Source organism: Robiginitalea insularis, from assembly GCF_052497835.1.
The window spans coordinates 1,010,779-1,031,614 of sequence record NZ_CP199296.1; the positions used below are offsets into that span (position 1 = coordinate 1,010,779).

At 47.3% G+C, this 20,836-nt stretch carries 18 protein-coding genes; 11 read left to right on the plus strand and 7 right to left on the minus strand.

What is annotated here, in order from left to right; all coding sequences use genetic code 11:
• Positions 1-45: 45 nt before the first annotated feature.
• Entirely contained in the window at positions 46-411 is a 366-nt protein-coding gene (locus ACT6NV_RS04610; RefSeq protein ID WP_445386090.1) for a YraN family protein, read from the minus strand.
• Between the two features lie 189 nt (positions 412-600).
• On the opposite strand from ACT6NV_RS04610, the gene ACT6NV_RS04615 reads away from it, so the two are divergent.
• From ACT6NV_RS04615 to ACT6NV_RS04635, 5 genes are all read left to right on the plus strand, one after another.
• The gene (locus ACT6NV_RS04615) at positions 601-2,109 is read left to right on the plus strand and encodes a DUF1800 domain-containing protein (protein ID WP_445386091.1); all 1,509 of its coding nucleotides are present in this window, start codon (positions 601-603) and stop codon (positions 2,107-2,109) included.
• 10 nt (positions 2,110-2,119) lie between these two features.
• The gene (locus ACT6NV_RS04620; protein ID WP_445386092.1) at positions 2,120-3,817 is read left to right on the plus strand and encodes a DUF1501 domain-containing protein; all 1,698 of its coding nucleotides are present in this window, start codon (positions 2,120-2,122) and stop codon (positions 3,815-3,817) included.
• 145 nt (positions 3,818-3,962) lie between these two features.
• On the plus strand, positions 3,963-6,041 hold the full coding sequence (gene metG, locus ACT6NV_RS04625; protein WP_445386093.1) for a methionine--tRNA ligase: 2,079 nt from the start codon (positions 3,963-3,965) through the stop codon (positions 6,039-6,041).
• Between the two features lie 56 nt (positions 6,042-6,097).
• Positions 6,098-7,000, plus strand: a complete 903-nt coding sequence (locus ACT6NV_RS04630; protein WP_445386094.1) for a histone deacetylase family protein — start codon at positions 6,098-6,100, stop codon at positions 6,998-7,000.
• Between the two features lie 82 nt (positions 7,001-7,082).
• Entirely contained in the window at positions 7,083-7,601 is a 519-nt protein-coding gene (locus tag ACT6NV_RS04635) for a ferritin (protein ID WP_445386095.1), read from the plus strand.
• A gap of 333 nt (positions 7,602-7,934) precedes the next feature.
• Here ACT6NV_RS04635 and ACT6NV_RS04640 read toward each other — a convergent pair whose 3' ends face one another.
• Positions 7,935-8,372 (minus strand): hypothetical protein, encoded by a 438-nt coding sequence (locus ACT6NV_RS04640; RefSeq protein WP_445386096.1) that lies wholly within the window; start codon positions 8,370-8,372, stop codon positions 7,935-7,937.
• 116 nt (positions 8,373-8,488) lie between these two features.
• Entirely contained in the window at positions 8,489-8,821 is a 333-nt protein-coding gene (locus ACT6NV_RS04645) for a single-stranded DNA-binding protein (RefSeq protein WP_445386097.1), read from the minus strand.
• Positions 8,822-9,021: 200 nt separating this feature from the next.
• Here ACT6NV_RS04645 and ACT6NV_RS04650 point away from each other — a divergent pair, with 200 nt between their 5' ends.
• Positions 9,022-12,162: a VPS10 domain-containing protein gene (locus ACT6NV_RS04650; RefSeq protein WP_445386098.1), complete on the plus strand. Its 3,141-nt coding sequence runs from the start codon at positions 9,022-9,024 to the stop codon at positions 12,160-12,162.
• A gap of 131 nt (positions 12,163-12,293) precedes the next feature.
• Entirely contained in the window at positions 12,294-12,695 is a 402-nt protein-coding gene (locus ACT6NV_RS04655) for a hypothetical protein (protein WP_445386099.1), read from the plus strand.
• On the opposite strand, the gene ACT6NV_RS04660 is transcribed toward ACT6NV_RS04655, so the two are convergent.
• Positions 12,673-13,143, minus strand: a complete 471-nt coding sequence (locus tag ACT6NV_RS04660) for a CBS domain-containing protein (protein WP_445386100.1) — start codon at positions 13,141-13,143, stop codon at positions 12,673-12,675. The two genes, ACT6NV_RS04655 and ACT6NV_RS04660, sit on opposite strands and share 23 nt — an antisense overlap.
• A 123-nt stretch (positions 13,144-13,266) precedes the next feature.
• Between ACT6NV_RS04660 and ACT6NV_RS04665 the strand changes: the two genes are divergently transcribed.
• The 3 genes from ACT6NV_RS04665 (at position 13,267) to ACT6NV_RS04675 (ending at position 17,198) form a co-directional block, all read left to right on the plus strand.
• Positions 13,267-15,552 carry a M28 family peptidase gene (locus ACT6NV_RS04665; protein ID WP_445386101.1) on the plus strand — a complete coding sequence of 762 codons (2,286 nt, stop codon included), beginning with the start codon at positions 13,267-13,269 and terminating at the stop codon, positions 15,550-15,552.
• Complete coding sequence (locus ACT6NV_RS04670; protein ID WP_445386102.1) at positions 15,545-16,366, plus strand: SDR family NAD(P)-dependent oxidoreductase; 822 nt, start codon at positions 15,545-15,547, stop codon at positions 16,364-16,366. Before ACT6NV_RS04665 ends, ACT6NV_RS04670 begins: the two co-directional genes overlap by 8 nt.
• Positions 16,367-16,493: 127 nt before the next feature.
• Complete coding sequence (locus ACT6NV_RS04675; RefSeq protein ID WP_445386103.1) at positions 16,494-17,198, plus strand: hypothetical protein; 705 nt, start codon at positions 16,494-16,496, stop codon at positions 17,196-17,198.
• A 14-nt stretch (positions 17,199-17,212) separates the two neighbouring features.
• On the opposite strand, the gene ACT6NV_RS04680 is transcribed toward ACT6NV_RS04675, so the two are convergent.
• From ACT6NV_RS04680 to ACT6NV_RS04690, 3 genes are read right to left on the minus strand one after another with little or no spacing between them, the layout of a single operon-like run.
• Positions 17,213-18,799, minus strand: coding sequence for a trehalase family glycosidase (locus tag ACT6NV_RS04680; protein ID WP_445386104.1), 1,587 nt, complete (start codon positions 18,797-18,799; stop codon positions 17,213-17,215).
• 19 nt (positions 18,800-18,818) lie between these two features.
• Positions 18,819-19,322 (minus strand): nuclear transport factor 2 family protein, encoded by a 504-nt coding sequence (locus ACT6NV_RS04685; protein ID WP_445386105.1) that lies wholly within the window; start codon positions 19,320-19,322, stop codon positions 18,819-18,821.
• A complete protein-coding gene (locus ACT6NV_RS04690) occupies positions 19,315-19,806 on the minus strand; it encodes a hypothetical protein (RefSeq protein WP_445386106.1) in 492 nt (163 codons plus the stop codon). Before ACT6NV_RS04690 ends, ACT6NV_RS04685 begins: the two co-directional genes overlap by 8 nt.
• Before the next feature lie 65 nt (positions 19,807-19,871).
• On the opposite strand from ACT6NV_RS04690, the gene ACT6NV_RS04695 reads away from it, so the two are divergent.
• Positions 19,872-20,825, plus strand: a complete 954-nt coding sequence (locus tag ACT6NV_RS04695) for an NAD-dependent epimerase/dehydratase family protein (protein ID WP_445386107.1) — start codon at positions 19,872-19,874, stop codon at positions 20,823-20,825.
• Positions 20,826-20,836: the final 11 nt, after the last annotated feature.

Here is a 20,836-nt window from a genome sequence, read left to right on the forward strand (position 1 = left end):
TAATTTGAGTCAAAATTAACAAGTTGTTATATATAAAACAAATTATTAAAAAAAGTAGAAGGCATCCTTTATATGATGGATCTGATGGCCCGTAGCCCTCAAAACCACCTGTACAATATCGAAACGGATTTCAATATCGTAGTTGTTTTCCAATGCGAAATGATCAGCCGCTGCAATGAGCCGTCTGATTTTGTTTGCTGTAATGCTACCGGAAAGGTCTTCGTAAAACCCTCCGGTACGGGTTTTTACTTCCAAAATGACCAAAAATCCTTCCCCAAGGGCAATAACATCAATCTCGGCCTTTCTGTAACGATAATTCCGGACCAGGATAGCATATCCCTTTTTTTGGAGATATGCCACTGCCAGCGCTTCTCCTTTGTTGCCCAACGCAGTTGTGGAATCGGCAGTCATGGTATGGGTAATTGTGAAAATTTTAGGTAATTCATCGAAAAAAAGGGGCGTTCCCCGCAAATTTTAATCAAAGACTGTAATTTAATCTGCAGTACGACGAAAAATCTTTCAATACCATACTAAGTGGTTTGTTAGTGCGTTAAGAATTTGCCCCTAAACACATGAACGTTCTTAAAGCCTACAACAACTATGGAGTACTTCGTGAATTGTAATACGGCGCCATTGTCGCTGTATACCACCCCCTTAGATCGAACGAGGGTGGAACATCTATACCGGCGCCTGGGGTTCAGCGCATCAGTAGCCACTGTTAATCAGGGAATCGGACAGAGTGCCAATGCCCTGGTAGACAGTATTATTAACCAGGCCTTAGCCCTTCCACCCCTGGCAGCACCTGCCTGGGCAGACTGGAACCGCGACAATTACCCTGCAGACGATGATGCCGCAAGGCAACTGGCACGGACCCAAAGGGACACCTGGAGACTAGACTATACCCGGGAAATGCTTTCCAATAACCTCAGGGACCGCCTGAGTTTTTTCTGGAGCAACCACTTTGTAACTGAACTGGATGTATATGAAAGCCCCGGCTTCCTTTATTATTATATCAATTGTCTGCAACGCAACGCCCTGGGTAATTTCCGGACGTTTGTAAGCGAAATAGGCCTTACAAACGCCATGTTATTTTATCTGGACGGGGCCTACAACAACGGAAATAATCCAAACGAGAATTATGCCCGCGAACTCTATGAGCTCTTTACCCTCGGCGAAGGAAACGGTTATACCGAAGAGGATATCATTGAAACGGCAAAGGCCCTGAGCGGCTACACAGAACGCGGGGATGTCCGGTGGACCCCGGTAACTTTTGACGCTACGACCTTCGATGCCGGACCCAAGACCATCCTGGGGCAAACCGGGAACTGGGGATACAACGATGTCCACAATATTCTCTTCCAGCAGCGGCCCAATGAGATAGCACAATTTATTTGCAAGAAACTCTACCAGTTTTTTGTCCACCCGGATGCAGATGACGATGCAGGGAACGCTCAGACAATCATTTCGGGAATGGCCAGCACCTTCATTGCGAATAATTTTGAAATCGCACCGGTTTTATCCCAGCTCTTCAAGAGCCAGCACTTTTTTGACGATGACGCCATAGGGGTGATCATCAAGAGTCCATTTGATATCTACCTAAATTTTATTAATGAAACGAACTTTACTTTTGACGATACAAACTTATCATTTGCCATAGAGTCGTCCCGACTGCTGGGTCAGGAATTATTCGACCCGGTAGATGTGGCAGGTTGGCAACGAGACCGCAGCTGGATCAATACGAATTTTATGATTGGCCGCTGGCTTACCAGCGAGGTGATGATACAGGGATCCTTTGCCGATAACGCGGAACAATTCCGAACCCTGGCCATGGATGCTGTTGGGCCTGCAGAAAGCAGCACCAGCAATCCGGAGACTGTTGTTCGGGCCCTGGTGGACAAATTTTTGCCTAAAGGATTGCTTACAGCCCAGGATTTCGAAAATGCCATGGATGTATTCAAAATTGAGGATATACCCGAGAATTATTACGGCTCTGATTATATAGCCGGTGGTTTGGGGTTATGGATCCTATCCATCAGCCCGGAAGTACCACAGCAGGTATTCCTCCTCTTAATGCATCTCTCCCGTCAACCTGAGTTTCAATTAAAATAAACCTACGACTATGTGCAACAATCATATACACTTCCCCAAAAATACTTCTGAGGCTCACGACCAGGAACATAAGTTCTGGAGCCGGCGCTCTTTTTTACAGGCCCTTGGTATAGCAGGGTCCGGTTCCATGATGCTGGGCAGCAATATGCTTACAGCCTCTGCCCCATCACCGCTTACGGCGGCAATTGCAAATGCCCCCAGCGATGGTATCCTTATCCTGATCCGCCTCTCGGGTGGAAACGACGGGCTCAGTACTGTTATCCCAATTGAACAATACGATACCTATGCCAATGCCAGGCCCAACATTTATATTCCGGAGAGTAAGGTTTTGAAACTTACGGATGAGTTCGGGATTCCATCTTACATGCAGTCCCTTGAGGAAATGTGGGGGGAAGGCGCCTTTAAGGCCGTCCATGGGGTCGGATACGAAAACCAAAGCCTTTCCCATTTTACAGGCTCTGACATCTATGCCAATACCGATTTAACCACTACCGGTTTCAGCGGTTTGAATACCGGATGGATGGGCCGATATTTTGAAAATATTTATCCGGATTACCTGGTCAACCCGCCGGCAGCCCCGGCAGCCATCCAGATCGGTAACTTCGGGAACCTGATATTCCAGGGAGAAGAAACCAATTACGCCTTTGTAACCTCCAATATCAACCAGCTGGAAGAAATAGCTGAAACAGGGCAGCAATACAGTCTGGACCCTCTGCTTTTTGATGGTTGTATGTATGGAGACCAGGTGAAATTCCTCAGAGGCGTTGCCAATACAACTTACGAATACTCCGGGCTGATTCATGAAGCATATGAGCGCGGGCAGAACCAGGTTGAGTACCAGGATAATGGCTTCGCCAGGCAACTGGCGTTGCTGGCAAGACTCATCAAGGGAAATCTGGGCACCAAGGTATACATGATCTCCATGGGAGGTTTTGATACCCATGGAAACCAGCCCCTGGCACACGAAAGGCTGATGACCAACCTTTCTGTGGCCGTAAAGGATTTCTACGATGACCTGAACTTTACCCAGCAGGACAATAAAGTACTGAGCATGACCTTCTCCGAGTTCGGAAGGCGAATCTTTGAAAACGGTTCAAACGGAACAGATCACGGAAAGGCCGCACCCACCCTGTTCTTCGGATCCGGACTGGAAGGCAGTGCCTTTGTGGGGGAACATCCTTCTCTGGAAGACCCCAACAGCCGCGGAAACCTGGAATATACCATGGATTTCAGGGACCTTTATGCAACTGTTCTGGCGGAATGGCTTTGTGTCCCTATCCCCCTGGTAGAACAACACCTGCTCGGTCACCCATATAATCCGGTAAACCTCGGGTTTAATTGTAGCGGAGCCGATTTCCCTGATATTGCCTACAGTGATGATCCGCCTACCCCACCGACCTATCCGGACGATCCGAACGCGGCTCCTCCAACTCAGGAAGAACTGGACGCCATTGTACACAGGCCTTTTTACCCCACTGAGGAAAATCCGTTTATACATGTGGAGCTTCCTTTCAGCGGTCATGTGGATATAACCCTTTTCAATATTCTGGGACAAAAGGTTGCTACCCTTTATAACGAAATGATGTTTGAAGGTAGCCTGGATCTGGATGTACGTGCACGCGTACCCAGACATCTTGCAACCGGAAAATACATCTACAGGATTGATGTACAGGACCGAAGGCTGGCCAAGTCTATCATGGTTTCCTGACCCCAATACCTTAAGATTAATGCCCTCGGACGCTGGACGCCCCGGATATTCTTATCTGTCCAGTGTCCCGAGGGCTTTTCTTTTTTAAACCTGCTTGTAGGCCACCTGTAAAATTGGTTATTTTTGTGGCTTAATAAAGCAACTTATGTCTGCAGCCCGGCGCCCTTACCAGAGAACCACTATTACAGCAGCCCTGCCCTACACCAATGGCCCTATCCATATAGGGCATCTGGCGGGGGTTTATGTTCCAGCGGATATATACAGCCGGTACCTTAGGCTTAAGGGAGAAGAAGTTTTGTTTATCTGCGGGAGTGATGAGCACGGAGTGGCCATCCCCATGAAGGCGAAGAAGGAAGGGGTCAGCCCAAAAGAACTGATCGACAAGTACCACGGGATCATCAAAAAGTCTTTTGAGCAATTCGGGATCGCTTTTGACAATTACTCCAGGACTTCTGCGCAGATTCACCACCAAACAGCGGCTGAATTTTTTACCAAACTCTACAAGCAGGGAGATTTTATAGAAGAAGTAACCGAACAGTTGTTCGATCCTGAGGCCGGGCAATTCCTGGCCGACCGTTTTGTTGTGGGGACCTGCCCGAGATGCAGCCATGAAGAAGCCTACGGTGACCAGTGTGAGAATTGCGGGTCTTCCCTGAACGCTACCGATCTGATCGGGCCGCGCTCAGTCATTAGCGGGGCAACGCCGGTTTTGAAAAAAACAAAACACTGGTTCCTGCCACTGGATCGCTATGAAGATTTTCTGCGGAAATGGATACTGGAAGGCCATAAAGAAGATTGGAAACCCAATGTTTACGGGCAATGTAAATCATGGATTGATGAGGGACTGAAACCGAGGGCGGTAACCCGTGACCTGGACTGGGGGATTCCGGTCCCGCTGGAAGATGCCGAAGGCAAAGTCCTTTATGTTTGGTTTGATGCACCCATTGGGTATATCTCCTCTACCAAAGAATGGGCAGCCCGGGAAGGAAAGGACTGGGAGCCTTACTGGAAGGATAAAGACACTCGCCTGTTGCATTTTATTGGGAAGGACAATATTGTTTTTCATTGTATTATTTTCCCTTCCATGCTCAAGGCCCACGGGGATTTTGTCCTGCCCGAAAACGTCCCTGCCAATGAATTCCTCAACCTGGAAGGCCAGAAACTATCCACCTCCAAAAACTGGGCGGTATGGCTACACGAATACCTGGAAGATTTTCCCGATATGCAGGATGTGCTGCGCTATACTTTAACGGCCAACGCCCCGGAAACCAAAGACAACGACTTTACCTGGAAAGACTTTCAGGCCCGCAACAACAATGAGCTGGTTGCTATATTCGGGAATTTTATAAACCGTGTGGGCGTGCTTTCACAAAAATATCTCAAAGGAGAAATCCCAAGTGTTAGTGTGTTGACAGAATCTGACCAAAATACACTTAAAGAACTAAGGGAGTATCCCGCCCGTATATCTGATTGTCTGGACCGTTTTCGATTTCGGGAGGGATCACAGGAGCTGATGAACCTGGCCCGCCTGGGGAACAAATACCTGGCAGAAGAAGAACCCTGGAAAGTCATCAAAGAAGATGCGGAGCGCGCCGGCATTATTTTACGTGTTGCCCTGGAGGTCGCAACTGGCCTGGCCATACTTTGCGATCCCTTTCTACCATTTACGGCCACAAAGCTCAAATCACTCCTGAACTTCGAACAACTCGGGAGCGTACCCGACTGGGCAGCGGTGGCAAAAGATGAATATTTACTTCCGGAAGGCCACCTCCTGGGAGAAACCAGCCTGCTTTTCCGTAAGATAGAAGATGCCGAGATTCAGAAGCAGCTAGAGAAACTGGAAGCGACCAAAAAACAAAACGAAATGGAAAATACAACTGTAGCACCCCAAAAGGAAACGATCAGTTACGAGGATTTTTCCAAGATGGACCTGAGGGTAGGAACCATCCTGGAAGCCGAAAAAATGCCCAAAACCAAAAAATTGATGGTGATGAAAGTAGCCACCGGCCTGGATGAGCGCACCATCGTTTCTGGTATAGCAGAGCACTTCAGCCCCGAAGAACTGATTGGGAAGCAAGTCACCGTGCTTGTAAACCTCGCCCCCCGGCCACTCAGGGGTGTAGAAAGCCAGGGGATGATCCTTTTGGCAGAAAATGCCGAAGGAAAACTGATTTTTGTAGGCCCGGAGCAGGCGGGAACAGAAAATGGAGCCATCATTTCCTGATAAACCCTAAATTCTAAAAACCCGGTGTCCAAACAGAAAAACAGATTCGGGATCACATGTTAAAAATAGCCTACCACCCTATTTATAAACACCCCCTTCCGGAAGGACACCGCTTTCCCATGCAAAAGTACGAGCTGCTGCCCCAACAACTTTTATATGAAGGCAGCTGTAAGGAGGACAATTTTTTTGAACCGGGCCTGCCGGAGGATGCGGATATCCTGAGAGCACATACCGCGGCTTATTACTCGGACCTCAGGGCGGGAAGCATCCCGGCGCGGGCTATGCGAAAGGTAGGGTTTCCATGGAGTGAAGCTTTGGTACTGCGCGAACGTATCATTGCCGCGGGCACCATACGGGCGTGCCATTTTGCTCTGGATTACGGCGTATCTATGAATATAGCCGGGGGTACCCACCACGCCTATTCTGACCGGGGGGAGGCTTTTTGCATGCTGAATGACCAGGCCATTGCCGCACATTACCTTCTTGCAAAGGGTCTGGCTCGTAGAATCCTGATTTTGGATCTGGATGTGCACCAGGGTAACGGTACCGCAGAGATTTTCAAAAATATTCCGGAAGTATTTACATTTTCCATGCACGGGAAGGCCAATTACCCATTTAAAAAGGAAATTTCGGATCGCGATATTCCTTTGGAAAAGGGCACAACAGATGGTCCTTATTTGAAAATACTGCAGGAACAGCTGCGTGAATTGCTGGAATTACAGCAACCTGATTTTGTTTTTTTCCTCTCCGGGGTCGATGTTTTGCAAACCGATAAGCTGGGTACGCTTGGTTTAACCCCTGAAGGCTGCCGGCAGCGGGATATTATGGTTTTTGAATGGTGCTACAATCACGGTTTACCCGTAGTTTGCAGTATGGGGGGCGGCTACTCCCCTCAATTAAGCACCATTGTTGATGCCCATGCAAACACTTTCAGGATCGCAGGACAGGTCTTTTTCTAATTTTATCATGTCTGACAAAAAAGCCTTAGGTTTCAGCTTGAAATTCAGAAGCCTTATTTGTAACTTTATTTGAAAATATTATATGCTTACCAAAAAAGTTGAAAAAGCCCTTAACGACCAAATTCGTGTGGAAGCAGAATCTTCCCAGGTATATCTTTCCATGGCTTCCTGGGCGGAAGTAAAAGGACTGGAAGGTATTGCCCAATTTATGTACAAGCATTCCGATGAGGAGCGCATGCATATGCTAAAATTGATAAAGTATGTGAATGAACGGGGCGGGCATGCCATTGTTACGGACCTCAGTGCTCCAAAGACGGAATACGGCAGCTTTCAAAAACTCTTCCAGGAATTATACGAACATGAAATATTTGTTTCCAACCAGATAAATGAACTGGTACATGTAACCCTGCAGGAGAAAGATTACGCCACCCATAATTTCCTGCAATGGTACGTAGCAGAACAAATAGAGGAAGAAGCCCTGGCCCGCACCATTCTGGATAAGATAAAGCTGATTGGAAATGACAAGGGGGGATTATACCTCTTTGACAGGGACGTGCAACAGATTACGGTTGACAGTGCCGCTTCTGATACCGGGGCTTAAAATGTTAAATCTTATTTAGATTAATTAAAAATTAATTTTGTTGCTTATTTTTGTTTTGGAGATAAGCAGCCATGGGAAAGAAAAAACCAAAAAAACCTTCCAAACAACTCAAGATCCGGAACAAGAGGATTGAAAAACTCCTTGAAAAGGATTGCAACCTGCAGAATTGCAAATCCAAATGTTGCAAAAAATTCAAGAAGTGTGAGAGTCGTCGTTGTAAAAAGTGCCCCTGTACAGACCTTTTACAACTCCTCGAAAAAAACGCAACGCTTCAAAAAGTGGCCTGAACCTCCAAGTCCGTATTCTTCATTTTATAATTTCTGTCCCTGAGCTTTAATTCGGCAGATTGCTCCCCAATGCCAGCAATCTGAATTCGGCCGAAGAATTTTCAAATCCCTGCCCTAATTTATCGGCATCAGTACCAAACTGAAGATAGAAGGATGCCTGCAAATAATAATAGTCTCCATGTTCACAGGCAGCATTGCACCGGAGTTGGTGAGCTGAATAGGCTTTCCCTTTAGCCGAGAGGTATATCTTGTAAGCTGCAGGTCGTTTGGCATAGAGTTCGCTCTCATAGCTTCGCTGATCTCTCCAGAAATCCAGTTCTTCGGTTTCCCCGCCAAACTTAATTTGCTGTTCGTAAAGCGCATCGTTCTGACCCTGATTATCAAAGAAGTAGAAATCGTTCCGTTGTGAAAGCAATTGTTGGCCATAAGCCTGATTCAAGCCTAACCCGAAAACCAACAGCCAAAGTAAACAGCGGCTCAACATCGCTAAGGAACTTTTCAATTCTGGGAGAAAATACTCATCTATAAGGTACAAACTCCCGTACCAATGGCATAAAAAAAGGGGCTATCCGCCCCTTTTATCGATAAATGGCCGTGCCGTTATTTTCCAAGCATCAGCAATTCGGTACATTTAACCTCCGTAACGTATTTACGCTGCCCTTCGGCAGTATCATAACTCCGGTGTATCAGTTTGCCTTCAATAGCCACTTCTTTGCCTTTTCCGAGATAATTCTCTACAATTTCGGCTGTTTTACCCCAGGCTACCACCTGATGCCACTGGGTATCTGTCACCTTCTCCCCTTTCGCATTTCTGTACGTTTCATTGGTTGCAATTGAAAATTTTGCCATTTTATTCCCTCCATCCAGATTCAATACCTCCGGGTCCTGACCTAAATTTCCAATTAGTTGTACTTTGTTTCTGAGTGCATTCATTTTTCGTTTATTTGATGTTAACTGTTCTTTTATGCGGTTTTCATCCGTCCTCCAAACTTATTGGGTTGTCAGGTAAATACCCGGTTCATAAATGTTTAGTTTCGGATCTAATTAATTAGAAACGGATAATCCTTATTTTTTTCGAATGCTTATCTTTAGTAACTCCCTTGTAAACACAAACCAACACTAAAAACTTAAAAATGAAATACTGGATATTATTCGCTCTTGCCTGCCTTACAGCAGCCCCAGCTTCAAATGCTCAGAGAAGAAAACAAAAACAAAACCCTGAGAGGATAAGCGATTCGCTTTATAATTCCCTTCAATGGCGTAATATAGGTCCTTTCCGTGGCGGAAGGAGTGTGGCCGTTACCGGAGTAGTATCCCAACCAGGCACTTACTATATGGGGAGTACCGGCGGGGGTATCTGGAAGACAACAGATGACGGGATCCAATGGAAAAATGTATCCGATGGTTTTCTTAAAACAGGCACAGTAGGAGCCCTGGATGTTTCTGAAAGCAATCCGAACATTGTACTGGCCGGAATGGGCGAACACGCGGCCCGTGGGGTGATGACTTCCATGGGAGACGGGGTATACGTTTCCAGGGATGCCGGAAAAAGCTGGGAGCACCTTGGCCTTGAAGAGAGCCGGCACATTTCAGACGTAATCATTCACCCTTCGGATACTGAAACCTTTTTTGTGGCCGTACAGGGTGCCCAATACGGACCCAGTGCAGAAAGGGGTGTCTATAAAAGCACGGATGGTGGCAAGAGCTGGGAGAAGGTACTTTTCGTCAATAATACCACAGGGGCGTCCTCCCTGAGTATTGACCCAACCAACCCCCTGGTTTTGTACGCAGCCATGTGGGAGCATCAGCGTTATCCCTGGACCATGAAATCTGGAGGAGAACATTCCGGTTTATATCGGTCAGCGGATGGAGGAAACAGCTGGACCAAACTAAAATCGGGCCTCCCGGAAGCCTTTGGAAAAGCGGGGATCTCTGCCTCTGCAGCCCGACCCGATCTGGTTTATGCCGTATTGGAAGCCGAAGGCGAGAAAGCCGGGGTATACCGATCGGATGATGGGGGTAAAAACTGGCGGCAGGTTAATAAGGACCGCATCAACGTTGCCCGCTCCTGGTATTACATGGAAATCTTTGCAGATCCAGTAGATCCGGAACGGGTATATGTGCTGAATGCCCCGGTTACCCGATCAATTGACGGAGGGAAAACCTTTCAGCCTGTTCCCACCCCCCACGGGGACAACCACGATCTTTGGATAAACCCGAAGGACAACCAAAAAATGATCAATGCCAACGACGGGGGAGCCAATATTTCAAATAATGCAGGGGCAAGCTGGAGCAGCCAGCAAAATCAGCCAACCGCACAATTTTACAGGGTTATTACCGATAATCAGTTTCCTTACATGGTATATGGCGGACAGCAGGATAATTCGGCCATCGCCATAGCTAGCCGTACCAATGATATGGGAATAGACTGGAAAGACTGGTATTCCGTTGCGGGATGCGAAAGTGCCTATCTGGCCTTTGACCCGGATAATCCTGAAGTGGTTTACGGGGGTTGTTACCAGGGGATAATCGAAAAATGGGTGCGTGCATCCAGGGAAGGCAAGCCCATTAAAGAATACCCGGAATTATCTTTGGGCAACGCCCCTGAAGATTTCAAATTCCGTTACAACTGGAATGCCCCTATTATTTCCGACCCCCATGACCGCTCGGTAATTTATCACGCCGGAAACGTCGTTTTTAAATCGGCTGACGGCGGCCAGAGCTGGGATATCATCAGCCCGGACCTCACGCGAAACGAAACGGAGAAGCAAGGCCCGGGCGGGCAACCTTTTACCAATGAAGCCGCAGGGGGCGAAAACTACAATACCCTCATGTATCTGGTAGCCTCGCCACATGAAAAAGGCGTTTTGTGGGCGGGGTCAGATGACGGGCTGCTTCACCTGACACGCAATGGCGGAGCTAATTGGGAGGATGTAACCCCCTCTGGAATGCCACAGGGAATTGTTAACAGCATAGAAGTTTCACCCCATGATCCGGGAACAGCCTATATTACCCTGATGCGCTATAAATTCATGGACCTTAATTCCTATGTATACAAAACAACGGATTACGGAAAGTCCTGGACCCGCATTGTAAACGGTCTGAATGATCCGCATGGCTTTGCACGGGTAGTGAGGGAGGATCCGGTTCGAAAAGGCCTGCTGTATGCAGGAACGGAAACCGGCCTCTATATTTCACTTGACGGGGGAGGTTTCTGGCAACGCTTCCAGCGCAATTTGCCTGTTGTGCCTATAAACGACCTTACATTCCGCAATAATGACCTGGTTGCGGCAACCGCAGGGCGGTCTTTCTGGATTCTGGATGACCTGGCCCCTTTACAGCAAACTCCTGCGAATTTCACTGAAGTCAGGTTACTGAAACCTTCGGACACCTATCTCTTCGAAGGAGGGTATTCAGACAAACCCTTACCTTCCCTTGGGACCAACCCAAAATCAGGGGTTATCCTGGATTACTATCTGCCGGAGGCATCAGATTCAACAGAAATAACCCTGGAAATTTCAGATGGCACTAAAATCATCAGGAGCCTGAGCAGTAAAGGCCCGGAAACATTTAAATCCTGGCCGGGAGGACCGTCTAAACCCGAGGTTTTACCAGCGAAAAGGGGGTTCAACAGGTTTACCTGGGATTTCAGGAGAAATAGCCTTCCGGCAGTGGATGGGGTATTCGTTTACGGAGACTACAGTGGTTCCAGGGTTGCCCCGGGGAACTATACGGCAAAGCTGAAAATAGACAGCCTGGAGAGTAGTGTCTCTTTTACTATCCTTCCGAATCCAAAAATCAAGGCAGAAGCTGCTGCGTACAGGGAACAGCAACAGGCCCTGGACCAGATCGGGGATGCTATCAGGGATATGCACCTGGCGGTTAACCAACTCCGTTCCGTTAAAAAACAGCTGCAGGCATATGAATCCCTGCTGAAGGATAATGACAAGGCCACTCCCCTGATTGAACAAGGAAAAGAATTGCTGGACCGCATTACCAAATGGGAAGAGCAGCTGATCCAGCCCAAGCAGAAAACATTCCAGGATGTCATAAATTTCAACAACCAACTCAACGCCGAATTGATGTACCTGAAAGGTTTTATTGATGTGGCAGAGCCGGAACTGACACAGGGAGCAAAAGACCGCCTGAAGGACCTAACCGAAGCCTGGGGCCGATTTGCCAGGGAAAGGGATGCCATTGTCAATGAGGGAATGCAGGCTTATAATACGCTATACCAGGAGCTCGGCCTTCCGGCCCTTATCATTAAAGATTAGGGGGTAGGCAACTGAAATGATTTTTCGGGCCGGCAGGTTTACTTTGAACAAAAGCGCTGCCGGCCTTTTTATATTCCATTCTTTGGCTTATATATTCCGGTAGCCAATGTACTGTACAAAATCATTTGAGCATGCACAAAGCCTGTCTGGAATGCGCTGAAAAGCTGGTAGGAAGATCAGACAAGAAATTCTGCTGTGATTCTTGCAGAAATACATTTAACAATCGAAGGAACCGTGAGAAAAACCGCGTACTTCTCAAAACCAACAACCGCCTGAGAAGGAACTACCGCCTCCTAAAAAAGCTGCTAAAGCATCGGGAGGATGGGTTGATATCCAGAGAAGTCCTGCTCGATATTGGTTTTGAATTCGGCTCGGTTACCCGGCTGTACACCAATGCGAAAGGAATTAAAACGTACTTCCTGTACGACATAGGTTATTACCCCGTAGACGAATGCCATATCCGGCTTATACCTCCTGTTAAGAGCCCAAAAAAAGAAACAGAAATAGTTTTTACTTCCAGTTATGTGAATTGAGTTTAAGGGCAGCTATTACAATATCCTTGCGGCTTATCTGCCCGATAAGCAAACCGTCTTTCATAACCGGTAAGCGACGTCGGTGGCTTTTATGAAAAACCCCGGCTGCATCGAAAATACTCATATCGTGTGGAATGGTCTCCACTTTTTTGGTCATGAAACGCTCAACACTTTTATCGAGAATAGGCTGGTTAAAATACCGGCTTTCCGAGATCTGTTTCATACAATCCGCCTCTGAGACGATTCCAACCAGAAAACCGTTGTCGTCAAGAACCGGACCTCCTGAGATGCGATTCTTTGCAAAGGATTCCATAACCTCCAGGATGGATTGTTCAGGACTGAATGTAATCAGCTTCTTGGTCATATAATCGCTAACCAGAATAGGGGCATCGTATTCTTTTTTGGATGCTTCTTTGGCCCTCCGGCCCATAAAGCTTTTAATACCCATAATGTTGTTGTTTTTAGAAAGGTTAATCTTAAATATAGCACTTTTTTAAGAACTTTTTAAATTAATAACCGCCTCCCGGCCGGATGGTTATATTTTCATACTTTTAAAAAAGACTTAAAGCCAATGAAACCAATCACTGCAGCCACCTGCCTGTTACTTTTATGCCTGATTACTTTCTGGGCCTTTGAGGGTGCTATGCCCGGATATCAGGCCGATTTTGATTCTAATCCGGAAAACTTCTCAACAGACCGGGCCCTGAAACAGGTGGAGACCCTCTCAGAACAGCCGCATGCCGTAGGCTTTCCCGAGCACCGTACCGTTCGCGAATATCTTGTTAAAACGCTGGAAAGCTTGGGCCTGGAGGTAAGGCTTCAGACGGGCTATACTGCCGGGGACTGGGGTAATTTTAGCCGGGCAACCAATATTATGGCCCGTATTCCGGGCAGTGAAGGGGGTGATGCCCTTGTGTTATTATCGCATTATGACAGCAACCCGCATTCCTCCTTTGGAGCAAGTGATGCAGGGAGTGGAGTGGCAACCATACTCGAGGGGTTACGGGCATTCCTGCAGCGACAGGAAACCCATAAAAATGATCTGATTATTCTCTTTACCGATGCGGAAGAATTAGGGCTGAACGGGGCCGATATCTTTGTAAACCAGCATCCCTGGATAGAAGATGTAAGGCTCGTATTGAATTTTGAAGCCAGGGGAAGCGGTGGGCCGGCCTATATGCTTATTGAGACCAACCGCGGAAACGAGAACCTGATCAAAGGCTTTGAGGCAGCAATGCCAGATTACCCCGTTGCGAATTCCCTTGCTTACAGCATTTATAAAATGCTGCCTAATGACACAGACCTTACCGTTTTCAGGGAAGATGCGGACATTGAGGGTTTCAATTTTGCTTTTATAGACGATCACTTTGACTACCATACAGCGCTGGACATTGCTGACCGGTTGGACCGCAATACCCTGGCCCATCAGGGAAGTTATCTGATGCCCTTGCTCACCTATTTTGCCGACGCCGAACTGGGTGGACTTAAAAGCCTGAATGACAGGGTTTATTTTAACGTACCCTTTTTCAAACTGCTTTCCTATCCTTATGAATGGATCTGGCCGATGTTTTTGCTGGCTCTTGTATTTTTTGCAGTCCTCCTGATCACTGGTTTCAGAGGTGGGCAACTGAGAATTAAAGGTGTACTGACGGGCTTTCTTCCGGCCCTGTTCTGCCTGTTGCTAAATACCTTGGCTGTATACTATGCCTGGCCGATCCTGAAATATCTCTATCCTGGATATGCAGATATGCTCCATGGATTTACCTATAATGGATATCTGTATATCGCAGCCATAAGCAGTCTGGCTGTGGGGAGTTGCTTCTGGGTCTACTCCTATTATAAACATGTCCGGACAACTGACCTTTTAATTGCCCCTGCCCTGCTTTGGCTTGTTTTGTGCGGACTTCTCAATGCCTATCTCCCCGGAGCGGCCTTTTTCCTGATTCCGGTTTACGCCTTGTTGATATCCTTGTTTATCCACTTAAGACAGGACTCCCCAAACCCATTTATACTTGCTGCGCTTTCGGTCCCGGCCCTCTGGATCTTTGCTCCTTTTGTAAAAATGTTCCCGGTAGGCCTTGGCCTGAAAATGATTCTTGCCAGCGGTGTCCTGTGCGTACTTATTTTCCTGTTATTGCTTCCTATTCTCCTTGAATTCCCGAAAAAGAAACAACTGGCTGGCCTGGGTATCAGCTTATTCCTTATTTGCATGCTGGGAGCCCATTTCAGCAGTGATTATACGAAAGAACAACCGAAGCCCAGCAGTTTATTGTACGTTCTGGATGCCGATAAACAGGAAGCCCTTTGGGCAACCTATGAAAAGAAACCCGCCTCCTGGACGCAGGCTTTTCTGGGTTCGGACCCTGTTGTACCCGAAAAGCTGAAAGAGCAAACATTGAGCAGTAAGTACAGCACCGGCTTTTCCTTTGTCCGCAAGGCTTCGGTAAAAGAAGTACCTCCTCCGGAAGTTACAGTTTTGCTGGATACCATCTCGGAGAAGCAACGGCAGCTTCTGTTGCGCATCAGCCCGCAACGAGATGTAAACCGACTGGAGATATTTACCAATGAGATAAAATTTAACAAGGCGGTGGTCAACGGGATACCGCTCTCGGAATATTACCTGAAAAACCGGCGCAGATCCAAGCTTTTGACCCATTATATAAGTGATAACGACTCTACGGAACTCCAGTTATTTTTTCCTGCTGACGAACCTTTGGAACTGACCTTATACGAAGCCTCAAATGACTTACTATCCAACCCCCTGTTCACGGTTCCCCCGAGGCCGGAAACAGAAATCCCTATGCCCTTTGTACTGAACGATGCGGTATTGGTCACCAAAAAAATTCGCTTTGAATAAGACCATAGGTGTGATGGGATGTGGTTGGTTGGGACTCCCGCTGGCCGAAGGATTGCTGGATAAGGGTTTCCTGGTCAAAGGCAGTACCACCTCAGAGGAAAAATTACAGATCCTAGGGGAAGCCGGTATTCAGCCATTCTACCTGAAGGCTGATACCTCAGGGACAGAAGGTGACCTAACAGGGTTTCTCAAAGGGCTGTATTGCCTTATTCTAAACTTCCCTCCCGGACTGCGGAGCGGTCCTTCCGGAAGCTACCTCAGCAAACTCAGTTATTTAATAAAAGCGTTTGAGCATGCAGAGCTGCCAAGGCTTATTTATGTAAGCAGTACAGCAGTTTATGGAAATGCACAGGGGCTTATATCTGAAAAGGATCCCGCCATCCCGGAGGACGCTAAAGGCAGAGAGCTTCTGGAAGCAGAAAAGCTGTTGCTCAAACTCAAAAGCACCCATACTCAGGTTGTGCGTTTGGGCGGGCTTATTGGTGGTGAGCGGCATCCTGCAAACCAACTATCCGGGAAAAAGATGCCGTCAGGGGGGAATGATGCTATTAACCTGATCCACAGGAGCGATGCCATCCTTGCCATACTGTCCTTAATGGAACAACCCTTTGAAGCATCCCTTTTTAACGTGGTTAGCCCGGAGCATCCGCGCAAACGGGATTACTACGCATCAGAAGCCATTAAAAGAGGTCTGAAACCACCCGTGTATCAGGATACGCCAGGGCCCGTCAGTGGAAAAATCATCAACAGCGCAATCTTCCAGGCCGCCGGGATACATTTTACCAAAAGCCTGTATTCAGACAAATCCTTGTAAAAACAAAACCCTCAACTTCTTTACTAAAGCCCCTCCCACGGGCCTGCTCGCCCCATCTTTTAAGAAAAGGAATGCCCTGAGAACCAAAAAAATAATGTAGTTTTGCGCACTAAAATATTTTGGGGAAATGAAAAAAATATTGATTTTGATGCTAGGGCTGGCCACTTTATCCCTTCAGGGACAAAGCGGTGATGAGACCTTAAAAAAACATTACGAATCTTACTACAGACAAATGCGTTTACAAGGGGATATGCGCGGGGTCATCAATGCGCTCACCCATCTGAACGTCCTGGACCCTTCAGTGCAGCGAAGGGATACCCTGGCTTATGTCTACGCAAACAATAATATGCATATGCAGGCCCTCAATACCATTGGGATTGAGAAAAATACAAATGATTCGGATTTGGCTGTTCAGGTAAAGGCGATTTCCCTTAAATCGCTAAATCAGCCGAAAAGGGCCCTGGAACAATTTATGGCTTTATACGAGCGAAATCGCAACCCTTACCTGGCCTACGAAGTAGCAGACCTGAAAATTCAGGTAGGCGATAATGAAGGAGCCATGGCCGAAATCGAATACGGAATTGCCAATGCCACCGAGGAAATGAAACACGCCTTCTATGAGCGGCAACAACCCTATGAGGTGTCACTGAAGGCTGCTTTTATCCATTTAAGGGGCCTGGTACAGTACAATATAGACAAGAATAATATTGATCAGGCTATTGCAAGCTTTGATGAAGCTTTGGCCCTGGACCCCAATTTCAACCTGGCAAGCCTGAGCAAACAAGCCCTGGAGTCCCGAAAGGAGAAAGAAGTTACGGAAGATAAAAATTAAACAGGGTCTGGCTCCTATTCAGTTGCTTTCAGCAAATCTCTGAACCCAAGGGCTACCCCATTGCTCCACCCGAAACCATCCTGAGTGGGATACTCTCCCCCTCCCGAGGGAAGCGTTATATCCTGAACGTTGTATTTCTCCATCATTTTTCCCGTTTCCTTATATACGCGTTCATTCAGGGCCAGCCAGCGTTGCATGATCTCCCTGGCTTCCTCCGTATATCCATAATTCAGAAGCCCTTTAACAGCAACCCACTGCAGCGGTGCCCATCCGTTTGGAGCGTCCCATTGCTGCCCGGTAAACCTCAGGGTAGATACCAGCCCCCCCGGTTTCAGGAAATCAGTCATGATTTTGTCTTTTACAGCCTCAGCCTGTTCCGGACTGGCTATATTAAAATACAGGGGGAATACCCCTGCAAGGGTAAGTTCCCTGCAACGGTCGTTGCTCACGAAATTGTAGTCCACATAAAATCCTTCCGTTCGGTTCCACAGCATTTTGTTGATCATTTCCCAGCGTAAATTGGCCCGCACCTGCATCTGCAAAGAAGCTTCGGCATTTCCTTTTTTCGCATAATGTTCAGACATAAGGCGTTCGGTAAAATACATCAGGCTATTGAGGTCAACAGGAATCAGTTCATTGGTCTGGGTGGAGGCAAATTCCCCTTCCCTGGCATACCACCTGCTGCTGAAATCCCAACCGGAGGCAGCCGCAGCGCGTAAGTTGGAATACAGATTGGCCTTGCCTTCTTCTGTTGGAATATTTTCTGCAAGCAAAATGTCTTCCCTGTACGACTCAGGTCTCGGACGCTCTGAACTGTCCCAGTACCGATTCATAAATGATTTTTCGCCTATGCGGATAGCACGCATGCCGCCTTCACTCAACTCTAAATCTGCCGCTCCCTCCATCCAGTAGGCGTACTCTTTTTCTATCTGGGGGAAATACTGATCCATTATCGTACTGTCTTCCTGTACGAGCAGGTTAACCATACTCGAAAAAAACGGGGGTTGCGATCGTGTCAGGTAATAGTCACGGGTACCATTGGGGATAAATCCGAGGGAATCAATAAGGTGGCCAAAATTGGCAAGCATGGCTTTTGCCAGGTCCATCCGGTTATCAGACACCAGCCCGATCATTGTAAAATAACTGTCCCAGTAGTAAATCTCCTTAAAACGCCCCCCTGGAACAATATATTCCTCGGGAAGCGGGATCCTCGAAGAAAAGGCATTTACCGAATCGGGCCCACGACGTAATATCTCCCACATTCCACTAATGTGTTCATACATATTGCGGGTTGTATCCGTTTTAAAGCCGCTGGGCTTACGGCTGGCATCTTTAAAATGTTCTTCTACGAATGCCTGCAGGTCAAAACCACTCTTGTCCCGCGCTTCAAGATATAAGCGCTCCAGATCCTGAAAGGACCGATCCCTGCGTAAATCCACAAATGTCTTCGAATCCTCAAAAATACCGCGCATCTGCACATCTTTGAACAATTCGGTCTGATAGAACGATTCTGCCGCAATTTCTGTTTGCTGTGCTTCCCTGCATTGCGTAAGCAATAGCCCGCCCAAAACCAGGGGCAGAAAAAACCTGAATTTCCTCATAGGTAATCCGATTGTTATTTTAATTTGTTTTTATTCCGGCCAGCTGCTGCATTAACAGGCTGTCCGATTCCTTTTTCAGGGCAATAGCGCCCTCTATTTTTTCATTTGGAACGGTTAGTGAAAGTACGTAGTGAGCAATTTTCCACTCCCCGTTTTGCCTTACGGCTACCCCGGAACCCCTGCAAAGTTGCATCCAGGTATCCAATAGTTCGTCAAACCAGGCAACCTCTGCTGAGGCTCCAATATAAATATTTCTTTCCAGAGCACTAAAGGACCAGGCTTTCCCCTGGTCAAAATACGGCTTGGAGAAGGCCATAAATTCTTTTTTATCCCAATTTTCCGTCGCGTCTGTCCCTATAAAATTCGCCCCCTCAGCCATGGCGTTAAAGTACCCTTCAAAATCTGCTTGTGCGGCTGCTTTATGCCATTGGTCCAGGAGTTGTGAAACTTCCTGTTCTGCAGTTTGTTGCGCATTCATGCCCATAGAAACCCAAAGGGTGAATACGATCAAATATCTAATCATCCTCAAATAATTTAGGGTCCAGCGTACTGGATTTAATTACATTAAACTGCTCCCGCAAGGCATTATAGGCACCCATTAATTCCTGAAGAGCCTCATTTATATCCTGCCTGTAAATAATTGCAGCCTGCACTTTGTATAAGTAGGTATCTACTACCTTGTGGCGACTCCTTACAGAGAGTACGTTAAAGTCTTTGGGAAATACTGACGCCTGCAGCTCTTTACTCAGTTCAATAAGCTCTTCCAGCAGCAACCGCAGTTCTTCTTCCCCCCTGACTTCACGCAAGCGTTCAAATCGATTTTCAAAAGTTTTGAACTCAGGCCAGGAATTCAAAATAGCGTCCGCCTGCGGATTGATCTGTACTGCCCGGGGCCAATCTGTTAACTGAAAGGAGGGTTCCGTGACTGCAACCGTTTCCTGCCCGGGGGTCTCCCGGCAGGCTCCACTCAGCATCAAAAAGAGCATCGCGCAAAAGAATTTCCACATATAGCGAATGTACAAATTTTAAGAACAGTTATATTTATACCCAATAACATTTGAAGCGTTTTAAAATGGCAAAAACTATTCTCATCCTGGGAGCCTGTGGTCAAATCGGGACCGAACTTACTCTGGCCCTCCGGCAGATGCACGGCAATGAGAAAGTAGTTGCCAGTGATATCCGGGAGGGAGGATCCGAATTAATGGAGTCCGGTCCATTTGAATTACTGGATGCTACCGATTACAATGCCCTGGAGGAAGCCGTTATGCATTATGAAGTAGAGGAAATATACCTGATGGCCGCCATGCTGAGTGCCACCTCCGAAAAATTTCCTTCACGGGCCTGGAATCTGAATATGAATACGCTCTTCAATGTACTGAACCTGGCCAAGGAAGGTAAGATCGAGAAATTGTTCTGGCCTTCAAGTATCGCTGTTTTCGGACCCAATACTCCCAAGGAACAAACCCCTCAGTCTACCGTAATGGAGCCCAGTACCGTTTACGGGATCAGTAAACAGTCAGGCGAACGCTGGTGTTGGTATTATAACCGGAAGTACGGAGTGGATGTCAGAAGTATCCGCTATCCCGGACTGATCAGTTGGAAAACCCAACCCGGGGGCGGCACTACCGATTACGCTGTTGAAATTTACCACGAAGCCCTGGCCCACAACCGTTATACTTGTTTTTTAAAGGCAGATTCCCGCCTGCCCATGATGTATATGGACGATGCTATCCGTGCTACCATTGACTTGATGAAAAGCGACGGAGAACAGCTCAGTATACGCTCATCCTATAACCTGGGGGCCATGAGTTTCAGCCCGGCAGACATTGCAAAGAGTATACAGAAACACCTGCCCGATTTTCAGATGAACTACGAACCGGATTTCCGTCAGGAAATTGCAGATTCCTGGCCCAGCAGTATAGATGATTCCCAGGCGAGAGAAGATTGGGGCTGGGAGCCGGAGTTTGACCTGGATAAAACCACAGAAACCATGCTCGCGCACCTGCGCGAACAAATGGCTAAATAGCGTTCAGGCCT

What these genes read in the sequence shown, in the direction of transcription:
- ACT6NV_RS04650 (WP_445386098.1), top strand. Translation starts at nt 9,022, where the DNA reads ATGAAATACTGGATATTATTCGCTCTTGCCTGCCTTACAGCAGCCCCA.
- ACT6NV_RS04630 (WP_445386094.1), top strand. Translation starts at nt 6,098, where the DNA reads ATGTTAAAAATAGCCTACCACCCTATTTATAAACACCCCCTTCCGGAA.
- ACT6NV_RS04665 (WP_445386101.1), top strand. Translation starts at nt 13,267, where the DNA reads ATGAAACCAATCACTGCAGCCACCTGCCTGTTACTTTTATGCCTGATT.
- ACT6NV_RS04635 (WP_445386095.1), top strand. Translation starts at nt 7,083, where the DNA reads ATGCTTACCAAAAAAGTTGAAAAAGCCCTTAACGACCAAATTCGTGTG.
- ACT6NV_RS04655 (WP_445386099.1), top strand. Translation starts at nt 12,294, where the DNA reads ATGCACAAAGCCTGTCTGGAATGCGCTGAAAAGCTGGTAGGAAGATCA.
- metG (WP_445386093.1), top strand. Translation starts at nt 3,963, where the DNA reads ATGTCTGCAGCCCGGCGCCCTTACCAGAGAACCACTATTACAGCAGCC.
- ACT6NV_RS04610 (WP_445386090.1), bottom strand. Translation starts at nt 411, where the DNA reads ATGACTGCCGATTCCACAACTGCGTTGGGCAACAAAGGAGAAGCGCTG.
- ACT6NV_RS04680 (WP_445386104.1), bottom strand. Translation starts at nt 18,799, where the DNA reads ATGAGGAAATTCAGGTTTTTTCTGCCCCTGGTTTTGGGCGGGCTATTG.
- ACT6NV_RS04620 (WP_445386092.1), top strand. Translation starts at nt 2,120, where the DNA reads ATGTGCAACAATCATATACACTTCCCCAAAAATACTTCTGAGGCTCAC.
- ACT6NV_RS04660 (WP_445386100.1), bottom strand. Translation starts at nt 13,143, where the DNA reads ATGGGTATTAAAAGCTTTATGGGCCGGAGGGCCAAAGAAGCATCCAAA.
- ACT6NV_RS04675 (WP_445386103.1), top strand. Translation starts at nt 16,494, where the DNA reads ATGAAAAAAATATTGATTTTGATGCTAGGGCTGGCCACTTTATCCCTT.
- ACT6NV_RS04685 (WP_445386105.1), bottom strand. Translation starts at nt 19,322, where the DNA reads ATGATTAGATATTTGATCGTATTCACCCTTTGGGTTTCTATGGGCATG.
- ACT6NV_RS04645 (WP_445386097.1), bottom strand. Translation starts at nt 8,821, where the DNA reads ATGAATGCACTCAGAAACAAAGTACAACTAATTGGAAATTTAGGTCAG.
- ACT6NV_RS04690 (WP_445386106.1), bottom strand. Translation starts at nt 19,806, where the DNA reads ATGTGGAAATTCTTTTGCGCGATGCTCTTTTTGATGCTGAGTGGAGCC.
- ACT6NV_RS04640 (WP_445386096.1), bottom strand. Translation starts at nt 8,372, where the DNA reads ATGTTGAGCCGCTGTTTACTTTGGCTGTTGGTTTTCGGGTTAGGCTTG.
- ACT6NV_RS04615 (WP_445386091.1), top strand. Translation starts at nt 601, where the DNA reads ATGGAGTACTTCGTGAATTGTAATACGGCGCCATTGTCGCTGTATACC.
- ACT6NV_RS04695 (WP_445386107.1), top strand. Translation starts at nt 19,872, where the DNA reads ATGGCAAAAACTATTCTCATCCTGGGAGCCTGTGGTCAAATCGGGACC.